Genomic DNA, 19,451 nt, shown 5'->3' with positions numbered 1-19,451 from the left:
CCTGCGGCATGCCTTCCGGAGGCGCGTGAGCGCGCGGGAGTGATGGGGGCCATTGCCGGCGCGCGGAGCCGCGCTGCACGGTCGAGCGGAGCGGATGGAATTGATCGTGATGGTGGCCGATTGGTCGGCCGCTTTGCGAGCCGGCGGCGCTGCTCTGCACAGGCGGCAGTGGCGGGGAAGCGAGGGGAAGTTCCTCGCTTCCCAATGGATCGGCAAGGTTATCCGCAGTCGATCAGAACGATGAAAGCGAAGCTTACCGTTATAATATTGGCGAGAGGAGTGGATTGTAGAGAGGAAACGGACTATTTGCCAAATTGGCGGAGCGGGTAAATCACACGTCTTTAGTGCGTCCGATAAGACAAGAGGAAAACTGCATGACCATTTCAGCCGAACAAGGCGGCCAAACGGATATGGTATCGATCGCTGCCGATATCGTCTCCGCCTATGTATCGAACAATCCACTGCCGGTCGGCGAGTTGCCGAAGCTGATCAGCGATATTCATGCCGCTCTGCAAGGGATAGGCACGCCAGTGGCGGAATCTGTGGTCAAGCAGGAGCCGGCGGTGTCGATCAGGAAGTCGGTGACGCCGGATTACATCATCTGCCTCGAGGACGGAAAAAAGTTCAAATCCCTGAAACGCCATATCGGAGTCCACTACAATCTGAGCCCCGAGGAATACCGGCAGAAGTGGAGCCTGCCTGCAGACTATCCGATGGTGGCGCCGAACTACGCAGCCGCACGCTCAGTTCTGGCAAAAGCATCCGGGCTCGGACGCAAGGTTGCGGCGCCAGAAGCAGCCAAACGGGCACCTCGCGCTGCTGCCGCGACCGTAACCTCGCCGGCTGCAAAGTCGCCGGTCAAGAAAACACGCAAAGTTGCTGCCAAGGCCTAGCCTGTCCCATCGAACTGGTTACGATCGGGCGGTGGCGGACCGAGCATGGTGAAGCCCCGGCGCGGCGCGCCGGGGTTTCTTTTTTGTTTGAGCCGATTTCACTCGGCGGCGCGGCGGGACCAGATGAGCGAGAACTCGCCCTGGGTTTCGGTCTCGACCAGGCTCGCATAGATCGGAGCGGGGAAGCTCGGATCGTCGAGTTTGACCGAGTGGTAGTCGCGGCCCTCGCGCGAGGTCTTCTTCCATGCCGCCCCGAATTCGGTGGCGCCTGCGAAGATGCGGTAGTCGGGACCCTTTTCGTTGTCGCCCTCGGCGGGGACGAAATCCACGGTCTTGACGTTGAGATTGAGGGTCTTGACGGAGCCTTTGAAGCCCTTTGCGGTGCTGGTGAAGATGCCGATCGTAGCCATTGCGGTGTTCCTTCTGTTGCTCGAGCCGCGCCCATCGCGGCCTCGATGGTGGTCGTGAGACTGGAGACGATCGGTCCGCATCCCGAAGGGGCTGAAACGAAGTGGAAGACGGCAGGGCGAGGCTTTCTTGAATCGCGAGGAATGGCCGCGCAGCGGACAGGGGAAGAAAACGCAGCGCCGCTGTTGCGGGAAACGATCGAGGCGAAGCCGGTCTTCGGTCAGACCCAATCCATTCGAGGACGCCGTGGGCGTGGCTTGCCCGCACATGAAGAGGAACCGCCGCAACGGGCGATCAATCGGATTCACAGCGCAAAAGGCTCCTGGATCAGCACGGAAGCCAATTCACGGCAAGGTAGGGATCTCTGCCCCGCTAAATATGACGGTGACAATGGAAGGCCGAGACTTTCACGCTCCTTGCCTTGCCCTGCCCTCCATTGCATTCGATGCGGCACGGAAATTGATACCTCGCCAGCGCAGCGACTGCCGTCTCACCAAGCGTATAATCCGAGCTTCCCCGCTCCGTTCTATGCGAGCTTGGTCGAGACCAGAGCACATAACGATGCATTGCAACTGATCCTCCGCAGCGTTGCCGCGTGATCGGCCAACCGTGAAGCCTGCGTGCCTCGCAAGAGCTTCGGCGAGAAAGTCCGCCGCCGTCCGCCGCGTCGTGGGATTGAAGCGTGTCGCGTTTGGAATGGCTTTTCGTTGTTCCGATTGATGGTGTCGTGCTGTCGAGGCCCCCGGCCGCGCGGAGCGCGGCCGGAAATTTCTAGTGCCTATCAAAGCAACTAAACCGGAGCCGCCGAAGCAGCTCCGGCCTTTGCCTATCACTCGGCTGCAATGTGGGGCGGTTCGCCTTCCTCGGCCGCGCTCCCGCTATCGGTTGCGGCCAAGTCCGTCTCACCCTGAGGAGGCTCAATGTCCACCCCCGACCGTTCGTCTGCTGCCGCCGCTGCTTCACCGATCACGTCACGCGGCTCTCCAAGCGCAGCGGGCTCCGTTGTGCGCATGAGTGCCGGGAGCCAGCTTGTTCCGGCCAACAACTGCTCGGCGGCTTCGGCCATCGGCTGCTTCTTCAAGGCGGCAAGCCTCTCGGCCGCCTCGTCGCTCACTGCCTCGCATACGGCAGCGAGGATATGCGCTTTGGTTACACGCCCGAGATAGGTGCGCACGGTCGGCCTCCAATGTGCCGCCATGTCGAGCGCGACCGCCGTTGCCAGCCTGTCGGCAGTCTCATGAGCGCGCGGCTTGCGCTCCCAAGGTTGCTTCACGGCGTTGACCGTGAGCGAGGCGCAATGCGCAAACAGCGCCATGACGCTGGCATGGTCGAGCGAAACGATGAAGCCCCAAAGGTCCACCACATCGCCCGGCATGTCCGCCGCCCATTCAGCGTGGCGATCCGCCAGCGCCTTGGCCGCCGCCGTGTCCTCGATGCCATCCGCATGACCAGCGAGGTAGGTGCTGGTCGGGCGGATTTCCAGGCAGTGCGCTTCCACACCCTGATAGAAGGCCTGCGCGGCAAGGGTATGCGTGATGGCGATCAGTGCAATGTCCGGTTGCTCGCCGAGCGCGAGGCGAAGGCCGAGCGTCCGGTGCGCGGTGAGATCGCGGACGAGAAGATCGGAAAGCGGCTTGCCGGCATCCTCCGCTTCGTCATCTCCATCACCACGGTCCGGTCCGATACCTTCCTCGATGATCTCGCCATCGCCGTTGATGGTGTAGCCCTCGCTGCCTTCTTGCACTTCCGTCTCCGGCTGATCGTCTTCGGCGCGGATGAAGCCGCGTTCGATGCGTGCCTTCCCGTCATGAGAAAGGACGACGAACACCCCACCGCGCGTGATGACATCCGGGTCATAGGCGTGACGCAAAGCGTCGATGCGCTCGATCTCAACCTCAAGCTTGCCAAAACGCTTATCGACATCGTCGGGCGATTCCTCCTCGCTGTTCCATTCTTCCGTCAGCCGGTTGAACTCTTCCAGTGCTGCGGCGTAGGCGGCTTCTTCTTCCTCCGACAAAGCCACCGGCTGCGGATAGGTGCGGCGCAGGCCATGCGCATGCGGATAGTCGATATGAACGTCTGCCCATTTCCAGCCTTCGGCCTGCCTGACGGATTCCGCGACGCCTTGCAGCTTTTCGATGACCAACCGGTCGAGCAAGGCCGCATCATTATAGAAGCCACCGCGATCATCAGTGAACAGGTCACGGATGATCATGCCGCCTGCATCGATATAGGCCCCTGCGCCAATGAAGATAGCGCGGCGATCCGTGGCCGCGACATGAGTCAGCGTCAGTTCACGGCGGATGATATAGGCATCGCGATTGTAGGTGAGATTGTCAAAAACCTGCTCTTGCCTTGCATGATCCTCGGTGATGGCGAAGGCCATCAATTGGTCAAGGGTCAGATCACCATCGCGGTAGACCTGCATCAGCCTGGGGCTGACAGAACCAAGTCGCAGTCGCTGCCGCACCACGTGTGCGGTCACACCGAAGCGGGCGGCGATTTCTTCCGCGCCCCATCCGCGTTCCTCATTGAGGCGACGGAACGCCTCGAACTGGTCAGCTGGGTGCATCGCCTCGCGAGTAACGTTCTCGTCCAGGCTGATTTCGTGGGCGTCGTTGACGGTGTCGACGATGCAGCGGACAAGCTCGGTTTTCTTGATCTGCTTGCGCTTGACGCGAAGCAGTTGCGCCAACCTGCGGCCTTCGCCGATGGTGACGAGATAGAAGCCGGTTTCTGCGCCCTCGCCATCAAGCTCCGGCTCGACCACGAGGTTTTGCAGGATACCCTTGGCGGCGATGCTCGCCGCATAGGCTTCTATGATCGCCTCGCTGTGTGGGGTCTTGCGCGCATTGCGCGGCGACTTTTTCAGCTTGTTCAGCGGAATGAAAACCTCGGTGCCGCTTTGGCTAACGGTGCCGGTTTCGACGTTCTTTGCATGGATGGTCATGGTTCTGGGTCCTTTCTCTTAACATGCCGAAGGCATGCCCCTCGGCATGCCTTCCGGGGGCGCGTGAGCGCGCGGCAGAGAGGGGGGCGAATGCCGGCGAGCGGAGCTGGGCTGCGCGGCGAGCGGGGCGGCTCGGATCAGTTCAAGTGATGAGGATCATTTGCCGCCTTGCGAGCGGGCGGCCTCGCTCTGCGCAGACGGCATTCGCGGGGGAGAGATGGCCAAGACCATCTCTCCCCTCGCGTGTGAGTGTCGTCGGGTTGTTTGGCCGTGTTGGATATCCTCATGCGCAAAGAGCACCTTGGCCCGGCTTCCCTCCAAGAATGAAGCAGCCGAAGGAGCGTCAGCATAGCGGCGCCGCAGGCGCGACGCGGGACCGACTGCGGCGACGAGACCGGTTAAAAGGGTAGCCGAAGGAGCGTCAGCATAGCGCCGCCGAAGGCGGGACGCGGGACCGACTGCCCCCGGCGAGGAGCGCCGTGCGAACACGCCGAATTCCGAACCAAGGGTTCCAGACTGCCTTTTTATGCGACTTTTTGAGTACAAAGAGAGAACATCGATTTTGGTAGCCGTGTGGAAACGCGGCCGTTCCACGAGCTCGGTGAGCCCTTGATTCTTTGAAGATCGAGGAACCCCGCACTAAGCTCCCGATCTTGTGAGATTGCAGCGGATGGGCAAGCGATCCGACGACGAGCTGGGGAGTTTTCTATAGTTAGGCACGGAGGGCATCCGCGCGGCGCGGAGGTAATCGTCTGGGTCTTGCCCACCACATAGCCAAAATCTTCGGATCGGCCAGCTGACATCGTGCTCAACCGAAGGTCGCCCTACTGGAATTCGTGGTATCGAAGGCCAAGAACTGCGCCCTGTTGATGGCCAACTATCACAAGACCTTCGAGAAGACGACCGTGCCAGGGATCGCCGCGCAAATCCGGGTCGCCGCTACACTTGGGTATTACCTGGTTGACCGAGTTAAACGCTTGTTGACAACAACTTGGCGCGAACTTCTTATAGAAACATGGTGGGCGATTCAGAAATCTTGACTTCAAGTCGCGACGCTGCCGCGCCGTCGATGGACGGCGCGGCAGCGGATTTTGCCGAAATAGCGCCGCCGCCGCCGAGCCCGACGATGCTCTCACCAACGCAGGTGCAGAGCGGGCCGCCAATCGAGCCCCTGGTCCGCATCGTCATCTACGATCCGGCGCAATGGGAGACCTTCATCGACGAGTGGGTCTCGTCCCTCAAAACCAAGTATCATAAGGTCCTGCGTTATACCGGCGCGAACGATCGCGGCATCGATGTCGCCGGGTTCGAAGACAAGAATTATCTGCAAGGCGTCTGGGAAAACTACCAATGCAAACACTATCGCGACGCCATCACACCCGGCACCGCGTGGCCCGAAATCGGCAAGATGCTCTGGTATTCATTTCGCGGCGAGTTTGCACCGCCGCGTGCCTACTACTTCGTCGCGCCGCGCGGCACCGGAACGACGCTCACCCAGTACCTGACGAATAGTCCCGCGCTAAAGGCGGCGCTAATCGAGGCGTGGCCGAAAGCTGTCGCCGACAAGATCACCGCAACGCAGCTCATAAAGCTCGAAGGAAAGTTCGCCGAATATGTCGATGCCTTCGACTTCTCGATCTTCCAGCCAGTGTCGCCCCGCGAAATCATCGAGCAACATCGCACCACCCAGTATTTCATCACACGCTTCGGCGGCGGCCTGCCGCCACGGCCCGTCGTTGGCGCACCGCCGTCCGATCTGGCGGAGCACGAGAGCGTCTATGTGGCTCGCCTGCTGGCAGCCTACGCCGACCACACCAAAACGGACGTTCCCGGCCTGGCCGCGCTAAAGGCGTGGAAGCCGCTCGAAGATCACTTCAAACGGCAGCGCGAATGCTTCTACCACGCGGAAGCTTTACGCGTCTTTGTTCGGGACAAAGTGGAGCCCGGCACATTCGAGGGCTTGCAGGATGAAATCTATCATGGTGTAGCGGACACCGCCGATAGCGACCATGCTGACGGGTTTGAGCGCGTCAAGGCTGTAACACAGGCAGCGCAAGATGTTCTGCTCGACGGCCATCCGCTGGGTGGGAGCGCACTCGTGAAAGATAAGCGCGGTATATGCCATCAACTTGCCAATGAAGACCGTCTAAAATGGACGAAGTAGCGCGCGACCAGTTTTCGCTGACTTTCAACGGCCCCCTTGAAGCAGGTGTTCGTGCGGTCGCGGTTCTCGGCTTTGCATTTCCGCGCGCCTATGACATCCAGCGACTAACGGCTTTCGACTACCTGCTGGTCCGAACGCATCAACTCGGTGGACCCGACGACCTCCATCCGACAACTCCAATCCAAACGCCGGCAACGGAAGTCCGGCGCCGTGTGGTTCAGGACGCGCTGCACTTGATGATGACGCGCGATCTCGTCGTCCGCATCATCGACGAGAACGGAATCTCCTATCGCGCCGGTGAGTCGGCCGCGATGTTCCTCGATTCTTTGGAAACTCCTTACCTGACTGCCCTGAAGAGCCGCGCTGATTGGCTTGTCTATCATCTCGCCGACTATTCGGACTCCGCCCTCGATGCGTTGATGCGCAAGTTCTTCGATACCTGGGTTGTCGAATTCCAGAACGTCGAACGGAGCCTTGGAGCGTCCGCATGACGAAAGGATTGCGCCTGCGGCATTTGAGTTTTCATGGGCCCGCCCGCAAGAGCGCTACCATCGCTTTCGGCCCCGGCCTTAATGTGGTCTATGGCGCTTCGAATACCGGAAAATCCTTCATAGTCGATGCCATCGACTTCATGCTGGGCGGCAAAGGGCCGCTGCGCGACATTCCGGAACGGGTCGGCTATGACCAGATCATGCTCGCAATGGAAACGCTTGAGGGGCAGCAGTTCACGCTTGTCAGGAGTACGCAGGGCGGCGCGTTCCGCCTCTTCGATGGCGTCTATTCCGATACGCTGCCCGAAGGCGAGGGCACCCCGCTGGCCGATATGCATAGCGACCGCAATGACGAAAATCTTTCAGCTTACCTGCTTGTAAAGCTGGACCTCGCCCACAAGCGGGTGCGCAGAAACAAGCGCGGTGACACGAACAGCCTCAGCTTCCGCAACCTTGCCCGCCTGGTGATTATCAACGAGGAAGAGATTATCCAGCAGCGCTCGCCGCTCTCCGACGGCAACTACACAGCCGACACGACGAACACCTCCGTCTTCAAGTTGCTGCTTACGGGGGTCGACGACTCCAGCCTCGCGACCGCACAGCCGCGAACCCCGGAGGAGCAAAGCCGCAACGCGCAGCTCGACCTGCTGGATCAATTGATAGAAAGCCATCGCCGTCAGGTGAAAGAACTGGCCGGTCCGCCGGATGAGCTGGAAGCCCAGCGCGAGCGGCTTGGCGAGTCCATGCGTTCGCAAGGCGAACTTCTCGCCGTATCCGAAACCGAGTTCAAGGACGCTGCCGCTCGCCGCAGGGATATCGCACGCAAAGTCGAGGAAGGACGCGACCGTCTTACAGAAATAACCTCCCTTCTCGACCGTTTTACTCTACTCGATGCTCACTATCGCTCGGATACCGACAGGTTGCGCGGTATAGAAGAAGCAGGCAGCCTGTTCGGGGCTCTTGGCGCCGGCGTGTGTCCGTTCTGCGGTTCGGCCCCCGAATACCATCGCAAAGCCGAATGCGATTTCGATGTCGATAAGGCTGTTGCCGCCGCTCAGTCCGAAATACGCAAGATCGAAGTGCGCCAAAACGAACTGGGGCAGACGATCACGACACTGCGCAAAGAAGCCGTCAGCTTCGAGCGCCGTCTTCCGGTTCTCGAGAACCAGCTCGCGTCGGTGTCGGGCGAGATAGATCGGGTGGTCGCTCCCAATCTTCGTCAGCTCAGAACAGCCTACAGACAGTTTGCGGACAAGGACGGCGAAGTCCGCGAAGCTCTTGCGATCCATCGCGGCTTATCTGACCTTGAGCAACGCAAGGCCGCGCTGGAACGGGAAGGCGATCCATCCGGCGACGGTGGCAACAGTCTCAGCGAGGTCGACCTTCCCAGCACGACTGCCGACAAATTTGCCAGTATCGTACTCTCCATTCTGAAAGCGTGGCATTTTCCCGAGATCGACCGCGTTCACTTCGAAGCCAAAACGCGGGACCTCGTGATCAACGGAAAGAACCGAACATCGTTCGGCAAGGGGCTGCGCGCAATTACACAGGCAGCGTTCACGGTCAGCCTTCTCCAGAATTGCAGGGACTCCGAAACCCCGCACCCCGGTTTTATCGTCCTTGACTCTCCATTGCTTTCCTACCGCGAACCGGAAGGAGACGGCGACGACCTCAGCGGCACGGACCTGAATTCTCACTTCTACGGATTCCTAGCAAAGCTGCAGGACGACAGGCAGGTTCTGGTCGTCGAGAACACCGATCCTCCGTCCGATATTCAGGTGTCAGCGCAAGCGATCAAATTCACCAAGATCAAAGGCGTTGGTCGCTATGGGTTCTTCCCGGTCGATTCCGCGCCCCCGGCCACGTAGTCGACGGAGGTCGCTGCCAGCAAAATAATGCAACGGCTGCCAGCGCGGCGATCTTGAAGGCCGCCATAGGCTTTGCAAGGTCAGCCCTTTTTGCAGTAGTTTGTGATGGGGTACGCTATGCAGTTCGAAGCAGTTTGGAGATTTGACTCGCCCGGAGAAATGCCACGCGCCGTGGTAAACGAGTTCAACTCGCTCGCCGGCATCATCGCGTCACAAGGTCCTTCGCGAAAACGTATCCTGGAGCATTTCAAGAGCTATTTTTCCAACTCGTACGGAGCAACCGCATATTCGAGTTCGGATGTAAGTTGGGCGGAATCCGACCTTTACGACAGCATGGTTTCTGCCGGGCAGAACGCACCGTTGTTCATTGATGCGTTCTACGAGGCATGCGAGGCTTTGCGCAGCAACCCAGAAATCGCATTGCCGGACGTCGCCCGTCTGAATCGAGTGCTCGCGGAACACAATGCGGGATATGAACTCCATCCGCCGCGTATAGTGGCCACCGGCATTCACAAGCCGATCCCCGTTCCGGAGCGATATGAATCGCTCGACGAAAAGGCGCAGCAGATTATCAGCGAATCCTTCAGACAGTCAGAACAACTGCTTGCCGAGGGTAGACCGAGGCAAGCGGTGGCGGAAATCCTGTGGCTGATGGAGTCGGTCGTGACGGCTTTTCGCGGGCTGAACGCAGGCGGGGTAACCGTTGAAGAAAGATACTTCAACAAAATCGCGAACGAACTCAGGCGCCACCAGAAGGGAACGATGCTGGAGCAAGTCCTTACGTGGCTAAGCGCCCTTCACGGCTATCTGTCATCGCCGACTGGAGGAGGCGTCCGCCACGGCATCGACCTCAAATCCGGTATCACCATCGGACCTGCCGATGGCAGGCTCTATTGCAATCTCATCCGCAGCTACGTGACCTTCCTCATGTCGGAGCATGAGCGCCTAAGTCGCCAGTCAGGAGACCAGCGTTGAGCTCAACTGTTACCAGTGGCGGCGCTCGGTCCGAGCTTATCGCTCCGGGCAAAACGAAGGACGATTGGACGAAATTTGCCAAGCAACTCGTTCCTGGTGGCGACGCCAGTATTTGGGCCGAAGCTTTCGACAAATTTCTCCTCGGCAGGCTGCGGAGCCGCTATCTCAAGCCCATCGCATTAGTGCGAGATAAAGGTGAATGGGAAGGCGAGGGTTTCACTATCGTTTCGATCCAGTGCGCGCTGATCGAGTTTCTTGCGGCGACCCGTGCCGGCAAAAATTATCGACACAAGAGAGCGCAGCCTCCGCATGAATACCAAAACAGCCGCGAACTCTTTGTCGATTTCCTTTTTCAGACTGCACCTTTCGACAAACTATTTTCCAAGGGCGACGCAGAAGATTTTTACAGCAACGTTCGCTGTGCGCTGCTGCACGAGGCCAGAACGAAGAACGGTTGGATCATCTGGGTGACCGGCACCATCGCCATCGACCGCCAGAAGAAGATCGTTTATCGCGACAGCTTCCAGGGCGTTATCGAAGGCTACATCAACAACTACGGTATCGCATTAACGGCCGATGCATCGCTCCAAGAGGCCTTCCTCAGGAAGTTCAATGATCTAGCCGCTTGACGGCGTCTCCGCTGCCGCTGATCGCGCTCTCTCGTGCATCTCTATGCGCATCACAGCAACTGTACAAGGCTCGTAATCGGTCAGCAATTTTTCGCGCCGCCTGGGTTCTATTGTGAGAGTTTCGTCAGAGATCCGGTGTCGATGCCATTCATAGTGCGTTTAGTCAGCTTCAGCCGGCCAAACATTGGATACCCTTCTCGATCCCGGCGGGATCTGATGGCCAGGTAGCGCCCAAACGCTATCGTGGAGGATTGGATCGGGTCCCGGCTCTCTTCGGCCGAAGATATTGATGCGCCAGCCCTTGCGGTCCGTCGAGGCGTCGTAACGCCGCTTCGGCACGAACTCCGCAAACCACCATTTCCAGGTCATGGAGTCGTGGATCGGAAGGTCGTACTTTTCGGCATCGACGGCGATTTGTTGAAGCAGTTCGCCTTTGGCCGCGTCTTCTAACAACAACCCATGCTTTTCCGCTTCCTCGAGCATCCACCCTAGTGCAATGCGTGACAGTCCGCTTTGACCTTCCTTATAACCGCCGCCGACGTCACCATGGGCGCCGGCAAACCATATCTGCCGAACGTCCTTACCCTCAGGCGTTGCGGCAAGGTTGGTGCGAAAAAATGCCCGCCTCTCGTCCAAAGCGACGGCATGACGCAGCACCGCGATATCCGGATTGTCGTGCGTGTATGGCAGAGCCGTGGGTGAACCGATCCATCCAACGGAACTGACCGTGTCCCAAACCCCGACGAAATGCGGCCGACAATCTGGGGTCGCAAGCTCTTGCCTGAAGTCGGCTGCAAGCATGAAGTAGGCGTCGCGGCGCTCTTTGTTTTCGCGTGCTTTACCGATTGCCCAAAACATATCCACCAAATAGGGAACCAGCGCGTCGTTGCCGGGCATCAGAAGGCCATACATCTTGATGAGGGCAACCAGCGCACGCGCAGTGTAGGCGCCGCGGCTGAAGCCGAAGACGAACAGATTATCCCCTGGGCGGAAATGCGTCATGATGAAAATATAGGCGTCGGCGATGTCGCGCTTCAGCCCATAGCCAAACGCAAGCCCGGCGACTTTCGCAAGCTTGGTGCCAAAACCCGTGACAAAGCCGGGTGGGGCCTTGGTGCCAATCCCAGGATGGTAATAGACGAGCTGGCGATCGCGATCCTTGCGGAGAATGCGGCACAGCTTGGCTACATTAGTACGGTCTTCGCTGAACTGGTTGGAGGTTCCATCGCAGCAGATGACGAGGTTTCGACTGCTGGCCAGCGGACCTGACGGAGGGAGGGCTAGCATCTCGCTCATGACAGATCCAAAGAGGTTTCGTGGAAGAGCTCGTTCTCATTCAGGCTTTGCGTTGTGAAGAGCGCGCTTTGGCGGTCAAGCGCCTGCACTAGTGTCTGGCGGGGAACCTCCGTGCGCCGTTCTTCGTCCCCATGCTTGTGAGCCATTGTCGACATCAGGGTCTGGAGCCTATCTGGATTCTCTTCGGCAGACTTTCGGTCAAAGAGATCCCACAGCGATTTCGGTGTCGCATTAAGGCTGCCGTGATGCCCTACTTTGTAGAGATCGACCTTTTTGAGTTTCTCCCGCACCGCAGGCTGGCCTAGCGCAAATGACCAATTTTCGATCTGCGCATCACCCGGAAAAAGAAGGCTCTTTGATCCACAGCGAAACAGTAGGATCAGGCTCGTATTGTTCAACACATTGTCGAGGATGCGCACGAGTCTCAACATTTGGTCGGCGCGTAGGCGCTTCGCTTGACTGATGATCCAACGCGCATCTATCGGGAAACGGCCAGCGGTCGGGTCAACTGTAAAATCGGGAAAGAGTGGAGCAACCCTTTGCACTTTTGTTGGGCCGAGGGAGGATGCAGCATTAGCCATGAGGTGCCAGAATTCGTCCTGGTCACGGCTGCGCTGCTTGGTGATTTTTTCGGACTGCTCGATTGAGGGTGGTCCCAGGATGTCGATCTTGATACCGGGTAGCAGGTCTTCAAGCGCAGTCTTATCGCCAGCTTTCGCATATTCTCGGATGGCGGACATCGTCATCAGGTTTTCGACGGCATCGAGATTGGCAAGGTTGTTCTCGCCCATGAAAGAAAGTTCCTGGCGTAGTGAAGGCGACAGATATCGGACGCGCTTGACTTCGCTGAAGATCGCGCCAGCAACCCGCTGCATGGCGGCCAGCGAGGAAACATGGTGGGCGGAGAGCGATACTCCTGGCGGCAACGGACCCTTGGCATTGACGGCTAGTTTCGGATCCTCTGTCCACGGCTGCAAAACCAGTTCCGGTTTCAGGTCCGCGATCGTCTTTCCGGATGATGATCGCTGCTTCTTCGTCGCAAAGCCGGAAATATGGTCCTTGTGGCGGTGGGTAGCGACGACCGCCAATCTCTGGTCTTTCGTCCGCTCGGCAATGTTATTGGCGATCAGCTCGAGCTGGTTTTTCGGGACGCCATCAGGCAACCCGGTCGAACCGAAATCCATCAGGACATGCCGCTGCTCGTTCGGGTATTCAAACGAGAGCAGGAAGCAGTCGCCAAAACCCACTTGGTAAGAAGTGATGACTACGCGGCTTGGCTTCATCCGGCCCTCTCCTGCACACCGCTTCGCGCGAGATGCAGAGCGGAGAAATCCCCTGTCCTGTCATTTTTCGTATCCAGAAGGCCCTGTTTCCAGAGATAAGCGAGCCGGTCCCCTTGTCGCTTCTTGTCTCCCCGATCCTTCAACAGATGATTGGCGATCTGATACTTCAGCTGGCCATATTCGTCGAAGATCAGCGTTCCGCCGCCGAGCAGCCGCAAAGGACGCCAAGATTTTATGCCGTCTGGGACATCGACGTTGAAATCCTGACGAAGCTCGCCGGCCGTGACTGTCAGGACCTGCACATATTCGGCGATCGTCTCGCGCAAAACGAAACCGTCGGGCGCGATACGCACGCTCGGGCGCACCGATTGCACCTCGATGTAACCGATGTCGCCGATCTTTAGCGTTCTTCGGTTTTCCCACACGAAGCGGAACACCTCCTCGTTATCCCGTAGCATCGAGTCGAAATGCGTGCGGCTATAGATCATTTCGTCGTCGCAACGCAGCCAAGTTCCGTCAGCGGCGGCCCGTTTGCTGGGAAAGATGCCGAAATCCTTGAAGTTCTCCAGCAACGCGTCCCGGTAGCCATAGCGGTCGTCGGGTACGACTTCACGGTCGACGGTTAAAAGAGCGGATAGGTAGTCGGAAAATGAAAGATCGATGGGTGGGCAATAGTCGATGGCACGAATGGCCATGGTCAGAAGATGGTCTGCGGCACGCGCACCTTCCTCTATGACTAGCGAGCGATCCTTTTGCCCGTTGACGATCGTACCGATGCGGCTCAGGCGACTGATCCAGATGTCGAGGAATGAGCGCAACATGGCTGCAACGAGCAGCTCCCCGCGTTTATGAACCTCCTGATATTCTGGATCATCCAAGTAATTCTTACCGGGCGACAGCTTGATCGAATGGCGCAGCGCGCAACCTCGGACGCCACTCATTTCTTGTCCCATTTCGTCTGCCAGGCGGAAGAGGACCGAATTGGCGAGCGTGTCCCTTTCGAGCAGCGCCTGGTCGATCAATGCTCCGCCGGCCATTCCATCGAGTGCGGCGCTGACGACATCAGGAAGCGCAAAAATGGAAAGGAGTGCGACGACGTCTGCAAGACCCTCATGAAAGGCGCCCTGATCCGGCGACGACGGTTCGAGATAACGCGAGCGCAGGCCATCTAGGATCGCATGCGTGGTTTCGTGAGCGATGACATCATGCGACAGACAGGAAAACACTGTATGCGTGTTGTCCTGTTTGTCGGGAAAGCTTTCGAAATAACCGAAAAACAACGATCGATCATCGCGCGAGTAAAAAGCATTTGGCTCGGCGAATGCGTGTGGCAAGATGTTGAGCTGATGGCCCTCGCATCCCCATTGCACCCGCCGGCCAAGGGCAAACTCGAAGCGAGCTAGAATACGCATAGCAATGGCATAGACGTTTTGAGCGTGAAACCGCGGATCAGAAAGAAGCGCTTCATCCGGCGCCTCCTGAAAAGGGTCTGCGTACTCCCCTTCGAGCCCCGATGATAAGCTCGCCGGCTGATAGAGGGCATTAGCCGTCGCATCATAGTCTACGACGACAACCCTGTAGCCGCGTGGACCCGGCAACAGTTCTTCGGCGGGAACATCAATCGATGCTCTAACAATCCGATCGTCAACTTTGACAGATGGATCCTGGGCAATGATTGACAGCTGCCGGCTGCTACGAAGACTATGTCGTGTCCCCTTCACATTGCGCATGCGCATCACCCCTTCCGCAAGACAAGATGGCGATAAACTTCTAAGAAAAGCAACTATCGGACTGCACATTGATCGCGATTAACTCCTCCCACTTGGAAAGCCTTGGAGGACACCGAGACGCTCCTTGCAGCCACTGTCGGTGTTCCGACCGGCAACTTCGCAATCGACCGCAATTACCTTATTGCCGCGTCGACCCAGCCGAATGGTTTCGACGGCACGGGATAGGTCCTCTCCCGGGGCGCCGGAGCTGACTGCGGTTTTGGGTACCGATGAGCGAACCGCGGGCGCCCAATTCTGCAGCGGCGAGACAACCCAGCAAAGGTGTGACCTCGTGCCAATAGAGTTGTCTAGCATTGGCGAATTCCATGATTTGCTACCGTCGTCCGAAGTCGACTGCTTATCCGAATGCAAAACACATATTTCTGTTCATAACCCTCAAAAGGGACGAAATTCATTCGTGCTGATTCGCCTTTTCAGGCTTCGTCATTATTAGATGGAGACTGCATATGGAAAGTACTGCTCAACTCTGGTCGACATTGTGATATGAGCCTGTTCGTTGCCTGGCGCGGCACTCTTTATTTCCCCGCGCTTCCAGAGCGCGGCCTGAAGGTCGGCGGCAACCGCATCGTTCAGCGTGTCTTCGGCGGCGCTGCCACCAAAGCTCGAATCTCGCCCTCTCAGATCAAAGGGCACGATCTCATCACCACGGAACTCAGTCATCCGTACCGCGAGATTCTCCTTCGCCGAAAGGGGGCGCGCCGAATATCCACGCCGCTGCCTGTGGTCGTGGCACTAGGCGTCGACGACCTCGATAACCTTTCTGAGACCTTTGAAATCCAATGGGATTCCCTAGGCGAATTGGCGACCTATGCCGACACGCCGAAAAAGGTCCTGCAGTCATGGATCAATAGGTTCGATTTTCGAACCGAGGACGAGGAGAACGACCTTCCGGGCCTGCGCACCCCGCAGATAGGCGCGCTGCACGCGATCTCCGCTCACTTTGCAGTCGGCTCCGCCTTTGAACCAGCCACGGTCGTCCTTCCGACCGGAACCGGCAAAACAGAAACCATGCTGGCAACGCTCGTCTACCGACGGCTTGGACTAACGCTCGTTCTCGTTCCCAGCGATACGCTGCGAAGCCAGATCGCTGGCAAGTTCGTCAGCCTTGGCGTCCTGCCCGAGGCCCAGGTTATCACCCGCGACCTCGCCAAGCCACGCGTTGCAATCATTACCACTGGCATAAGGTCGACGGACGAACTGGACTCGATCATCCAGAACGCAAACGTCATCGTTGCCCTTCCGAACGTCCTTGAGGCCTCGGACGCCGCGGTCGTCCGACGTCTCGCAGACGCATGCTCTGATCTTATCGTCGACGAAGCCCACCACATCACTGCCAGAACGTGGCAGGGTGTTCGGGAGCACTTCGCTACAAAACGTATTCTCCAATTCACCGCAACGCCGTTCCGGCGCGACGGAAAGCGCGTCGATGGCAAGATCATCTTCAACTACAAGCTCGGTGATGCCCAGGCCGCCGGCTACTACCGTCCTATAAACCTCAAAACGATCGAAGAATATGGGGACGAGGAAGCCCGCGATATCGCAATTGCCAAGGAAGCCATTGCGACGCTCCGACATGACCGGGACGACCTGAAGCTCGATCACCTGCTGATGGCGCGGACGTCATCAAAGGACCGAGCCGAAGCGGTGGGCCGCATCTACCAGCGCCTCGCTCCGGACCTCAAACCGGTCGTCGTATACTCTGGTCCCGGGCGCAGCTTGACCAATCGCGAGGCTATGACCCAGCTCTTTGATCGAGGAGCCGATGGAGCCCGGATCGTCATTTGCGTTGACATGCTGGGAGAAGGATTCGACCTGCCATACCTCAAGGTCGCGGCCCTTCACGACACGCATAAGTCGCTGGCTGTAACACTTCAGTTCATCGGCCGCTTCACCCGCAAGGGCCCCGCCGACAGAATCGGCGAGGCCACAGTCGTCACCAACATTGCCGACCCTAACGCAGAGGCGAAACTCGCCGACCTCTACGCAGAAGGAGCCGACTGGGATCTTCTCATCAAGCGCTTAAGCGAGGAAAGAATCGCGCAGGAACTGCGGCTGCAGGACGTGGTACTTGCGCTTAGAGAGTCCGGCGATCTCCATGCCAACCTTTCGCTTTGGAACCTGCGGCCTGCACTTTCAGCACAGCTCTTCCGGACGAAATGCGAGGACTGGAATCCCTTGGCTTTTGAGTCCGTCCTTCAGAAAGACTCTGAAAGCTGGTACGCGTTGAGTGAACAGGACAGCGTTCTGGTCGCAGTAGTCTGCCGTTCTAGCGATGTAGCTTGGGGCAACTACCAGAATGTGTACGACACGATCTACGACCTCCTGACCCTCAAGTGGGACAAGGCTGCCGGATCACTTTGCCTTTTTGCGAGCGACTACGATGCGTTGCGATCCGAGAAGCTCGCGAAGGCGGTCACAAACGACGACACCACGCTGGTATCGGGCACGCCTATCTTCAACATTCTCAATAATGTCGAACTGCCGCTGGTGAAGAGTCTTGGTTCGTCGCGTATCGGTGCGATTAGCTTCACCTCGTATTTCGGGCCTAACGTCACCGAAGGACTCGCCAGCATCGAAAAGGCCGAGTCCTCGCTCAACAACCTTGCCTGCCTTGGATATGAGAACGGAGAGCGCGTCCTGTGGGGAGGAACCCAGCGCCGCGGCAAGGTCTGGCAGCAAAAATCCGGGACGATATCGGACTGGATAGAATGGACCGCCGCGACGTGGGCGAAGGTCTCGTCCGAAGTTGAAAGCGAGAGCAACATTGTCCGCGACTTCCTTCGTCCGGAGAAACTGGCGAAGCCGCATTCCGCACGGCCGATATCGGCCCAATGGGGCGAACAGGCGCAAATGCGCTTCAACGACCGGCAGTTCGTCATCTTTGGTTCGTCAGAAGTCCCAGTTTTCGCCGTCGATCTGAATCTCGGTGATTTAGGACCGAACGGCGAAATCGTTTTCCGTATCGAAAGCGACAGCGCGACATCCGAATACGCCCTTGTCATCAGCGAGGAGATTCCAGGTGGCTACCTGCCACGACCATATCTCCGGCCCCTCGCTTCGATTCCGTCACGGGACGCTGCCGGCGGTTCCGCTGGAGGAGTACCTCCAGAAGGATCCTTTCATCGTTCGCTATGCAGACGGGACTTACTCCTACAACTGCTACCACATTCCAGTGAGGCTGGACGCTGGTCTCTTTCAGCGCGACAAGCTGGAGGCGTGGAACTGGGATGGTATCGAGCTGAACAAGGAGTCGATGCACAAGACAGGCGACCAGAAGACTATTCAGTTCCGGACGTTCGAACAGCTCAAGGGCGAGTTCGACGTCATCTTCAACGATGACGGTCACGGCGAGGCAGCTGACCTCGTCTGCTTGAAAGAGGTAGACGAGAACACAATCCGGTTGTGCCTCGTCCACTGCAAGGGCGCTCATGAGGCGCGGGTGTCGCAGGATATCCGCAACTTTTACATCGTCTGCGGCCAGGCGCAGAAGAGCATCATCGCGAAACATGCCGGGCTTCCGACACTCTATCACGACCTGAAAAGGCGGCAGGAAACCTGGGTTCGCGAAGGCTATAGTCGCTTCCTGAAGGGCGAGATGAAAGACCTTTCCTATTTCAAGGAAAAGTCGCGCCGCGCGAGACTTGAATTCGAAATGATTCTTGTCCAGCCAGGAGGTTCGGTTGCCTCCATCACCGATGACGTTTTGCGGCTGCTGGCAACGACCGAACTCTATCTGCTCAAGACCACCCAGGCGAAGTTCCGCGTCGTGCTCTCGCCCTAAGGGCGAGTCACCCTGTCGATCAAATGATGAAGGCGATGACCACGGAGCCTAGCTTCGAACAGCTGAACAAGCGCTGCGAGCGCAGCATCGCGAAGATGAGCGACGCTCAAGCGATCGTCCACATTGGAGAGTTGATCGACGATGCGTTGGACGCGTCTTTCGAGCGTGGCGCTAAGCGCGCGCTCTATCTGCTCGGCGACTTGTCCAATCGCGAACTCACTAACACTGATAGAGCACTGATCGAGTATTTCAGAGCCAATGCTTGGGCGGCGCTGTCGCACACAGTGAACGTTCGACGATCCTGGTCGTGGGAAGCGCCGGAGCGGCAGGCGGAATTGCTTGCGTTGTCGCGAGCCTCAAACCATCCTGGCTTCGCGGGCCTCGACAAGGTCCGGCGGTGCCAGATTCTCACCAACCACGCGAACCTCCTCCACGAGGTCGGCCGCTCGATCGATGCGATCGCCATCTGGGATGCCGCTCTGAAGGTCATCCCAAGCTTTGCAATGGCGCGCGGCAACCGCGGCTCTGGACTCAAAACCTATGCGGGCATGGTGGTCGATAACCGCGAGCGCGCGATCCTGGCTCTGCACGCATTCGACGGCCTTCGTTCGACGGCGGTCGAGGGTGCAGTTTATGATTCAGCCGATCCACAACCCGCAATCGCCCATTTCGCCCACCTAGCGACGGAACTCGCTGCGGCTGTCAATATCGACGCGGTCCGGGCGATGCAGGACTTAGATCGTGGCGATGAAGGCCGGTCGAAGACCGAACGTGCCTATCGTCGCTGGTGCCTAGATGTGGAGCCTCAACAGGTTGTCCTTGGTCAGGCCCAGGCGACTGATTGGCGGTTTGGACTTTAGGCTCCCGTGCGGACGGTGCCAATTGTACCGATGCAGCCATATGGGCAACTCGGCGGCGCGATG

At 58.4% G+C, this 19,451-nt stretch carries 13 protein-coding genes and 1 pseudogene; 8 read left to right on the top strand and 6 right to left on the bottom strand.

Annotated features, from left to right (window positions below; translation table 11 throughout):
- Positions 1–374: 374 nt before the first annotated feature.
- Positions 375–893: a MucR family transcriptional regulator gene (locus O7A61_RS14785; RefSeq protein ID WP_337130420.1), complete on the top strand. Its 519-nt coding sequence runs from the start codon at positions 375–377 to the stop codon at positions 891–893.
- A gap of 98 nt (positions 894–991) precedes the next feature.
- On the opposite strand, the gene O7A61_RS14780 is transcribed toward O7A61_RS14785, so the two are convergent.
- Positions 992–1,303, bottom strand: coding sequence for a DUF736 domain-containing protein (locus tag O7A61_RS14780; protein ID WP_320293526.1), 312 nt, complete (start codon positions 1,301–1,303; stop codon positions 992–994).
- Between the two features lie 827 nt (positions 1,304–2,130).
- A complete protein-coding gene (locus O7A61_RS14775) occupies positions 2,131–4,251 on the bottom strand; it encodes a ParB/RepB/Spo0J family partition protein (protein WP_337130419.1) in 2,121 nt (706 codons plus the stop codon).
- A 1,018-nt stretch (positions 4,252–5,269) separates the two neighbouring features.
- Here O7A61_RS14775 and O7A61_RS14770 point away from each other — a divergent pair.
- The 5 genes from O7A61_RS14770 to O7A61_RS14750 all read left to right on the top strand — a co-directional run bounded on the left by O7A61_RS14770 (position 5,270) and on the right by O7A61_RS14750 (position 10,378).
- A complete protein-coding gene (locus tag O7A61_RS14770; RefSeq protein ID WP_337130418.1) occupies positions 5,270–6,415 on the top strand; it encodes an ABC-three component system protein in 1,146 nt (381 codons plus the stop codon).
- Complete coding sequence (locus O7A61_RS14765) at positions 6,403–6,906, top strand: ABC-three component system middle component 2 (protein WP_337130417.1); 504 nt, start codon at positions 6,403–6,405, stop codon at positions 6,904–6,906. The genes O7A61_RS14770 and O7A61_RS14765 overlap by 13 nt, the downstream gene beginning before the upstream one ends.
- On the top strand, positions 6,903–8,774 hold the full coding sequence (locus O7A61_RS14760; RefSeq protein WP_337130416.1) for an AAA family ATPase: 1,872 nt from the start codon (positions 6,903–6,905) through the stop codon (positions 8,772–8,774). Before O7A61_RS14765 ends, O7A61_RS14760 begins: the two co-directional genes overlap by 4 nt.
- Before the next feature lie 117 nt (positions 8,775–8,891).
- Positions 8,892–9,749 carry a hypothetical protein gene (locus tag O7A61_RS14755; protein WP_111543986.1) on the top strand — a complete coding sequence of 286 codons (858 nt, stop codon included), beginning with the start codon at positions 8,892–8,894 and terminating at the stop codon, positions 9,747–9,749.
- Positions 9,746–10,378 (top strand): hypothetical protein, encoded by a 633-nt coding sequence (locus O7A61_RS14750; protein ID WP_337130415.1) that lies wholly within the window; start codon positions 9,746–9,748, stop codon positions 10,376–10,378. Before O7A61_RS14755 ends, O7A61_RS14750 begins: the two co-directional genes overlap by 4 nt.
- Before the next feature lie 159 nt (positions 10,379–10,537).
- Here the strand turns inward: O7A61_RS14750 and O7A61_RS14745 are convergent, their stop codons facing one another.
- Genes O7A61_RS14745 through O7A61_RS14735 form a run of 3 tightly spaced genes read right to left on the bottom strand, consistent with a single transcriptional unit; the run spans position 10,538 to position 14,693 of the window.
- Positions 10,538–11,674 (bottom strand): DUF2235 domain-containing protein, encoded by a 1,137-nt coding sequence (locus O7A61_RS14745; protein WP_337130414.1) that lies wholly within the window; start codon positions 11,672–11,674, stop codon positions 10,538–10,540.
- A complete protein-coding gene (locus tag O7A61_RS14740; RefSeq protein WP_337130413.1) occupies positions 11,671–12,957 on the bottom strand; it encodes a hypothetical protein in 1,287 nt (428 codons plus the stop codon). Before O7A61_RS14740 ends, O7A61_RS14745 begins: the two co-directional genes overlap by 4 nt.
- Positions 12,954–14,693, bottom strand: a complete 1,740-nt coding sequence (locus O7A61_RS14735) for a hypothetical protein (protein ID WP_337130412.1) — start codon at positions 14,691–14,693, stop codon at positions 12,954–12,956. The genes O7A61_RS14740 and O7A61_RS14735 overlap by 4 nt, the downstream gene beginning before the upstream one ends.
- A 537-nt stretch (positions 14,694–15,230) precedes the next feature.
- Between O7A61_RS14735 and O7A61_RS14730 the strand changes: the two genes are divergently transcribed.
- Positions 15,231–18,086, top strand: coding sequence for a DEAD/DEAH box helicase (locus O7A61_RS14730; RefSeq protein WP_337130411.1), 2,856 nt, complete (start codon positions 15,231–15,233; stop codon positions 18,084–18,086).
- Complete coding sequence (locus O7A61_RS14725) at positions 18,001–18,528, top strand: hypothetical protein (protein WP_337130410.1); 528 nt, start codon at positions 18,001–18,003, stop codon at positions 18,526–18,528. The genes O7A61_RS14730 and O7A61_RS14725 overlap by 86 nt, the downstream gene beginning before the upstream one ends.
- Positions 18,529–19,319: 791 nt before the next feature.
- On the opposite strand, the pseudogene O7A61_RS14720 reads toward O7A61_RS14725, so the two are convergent.
- Positions 19,320–19,451, bottom strand: a pseudogene (locus O7A61_RS14720) (IS481 family transposase); the annotation flags it as partial.

Source organism: Mesorhizobium sp. Cs1321R2N1 (genome assembly GCF_037179725.1).
Lineage (GTDB): Bacteria > Pseudomonadota > Alphaproteobacteria > Rhizobiales > Rhizobiaceae > Mesorhizobium > Mesorhizobium salmacidum.
Note: the sequence above shows the minus strand (reverse complement) of the source record. Positions and strands in the feature narration are given on the sequence as shown.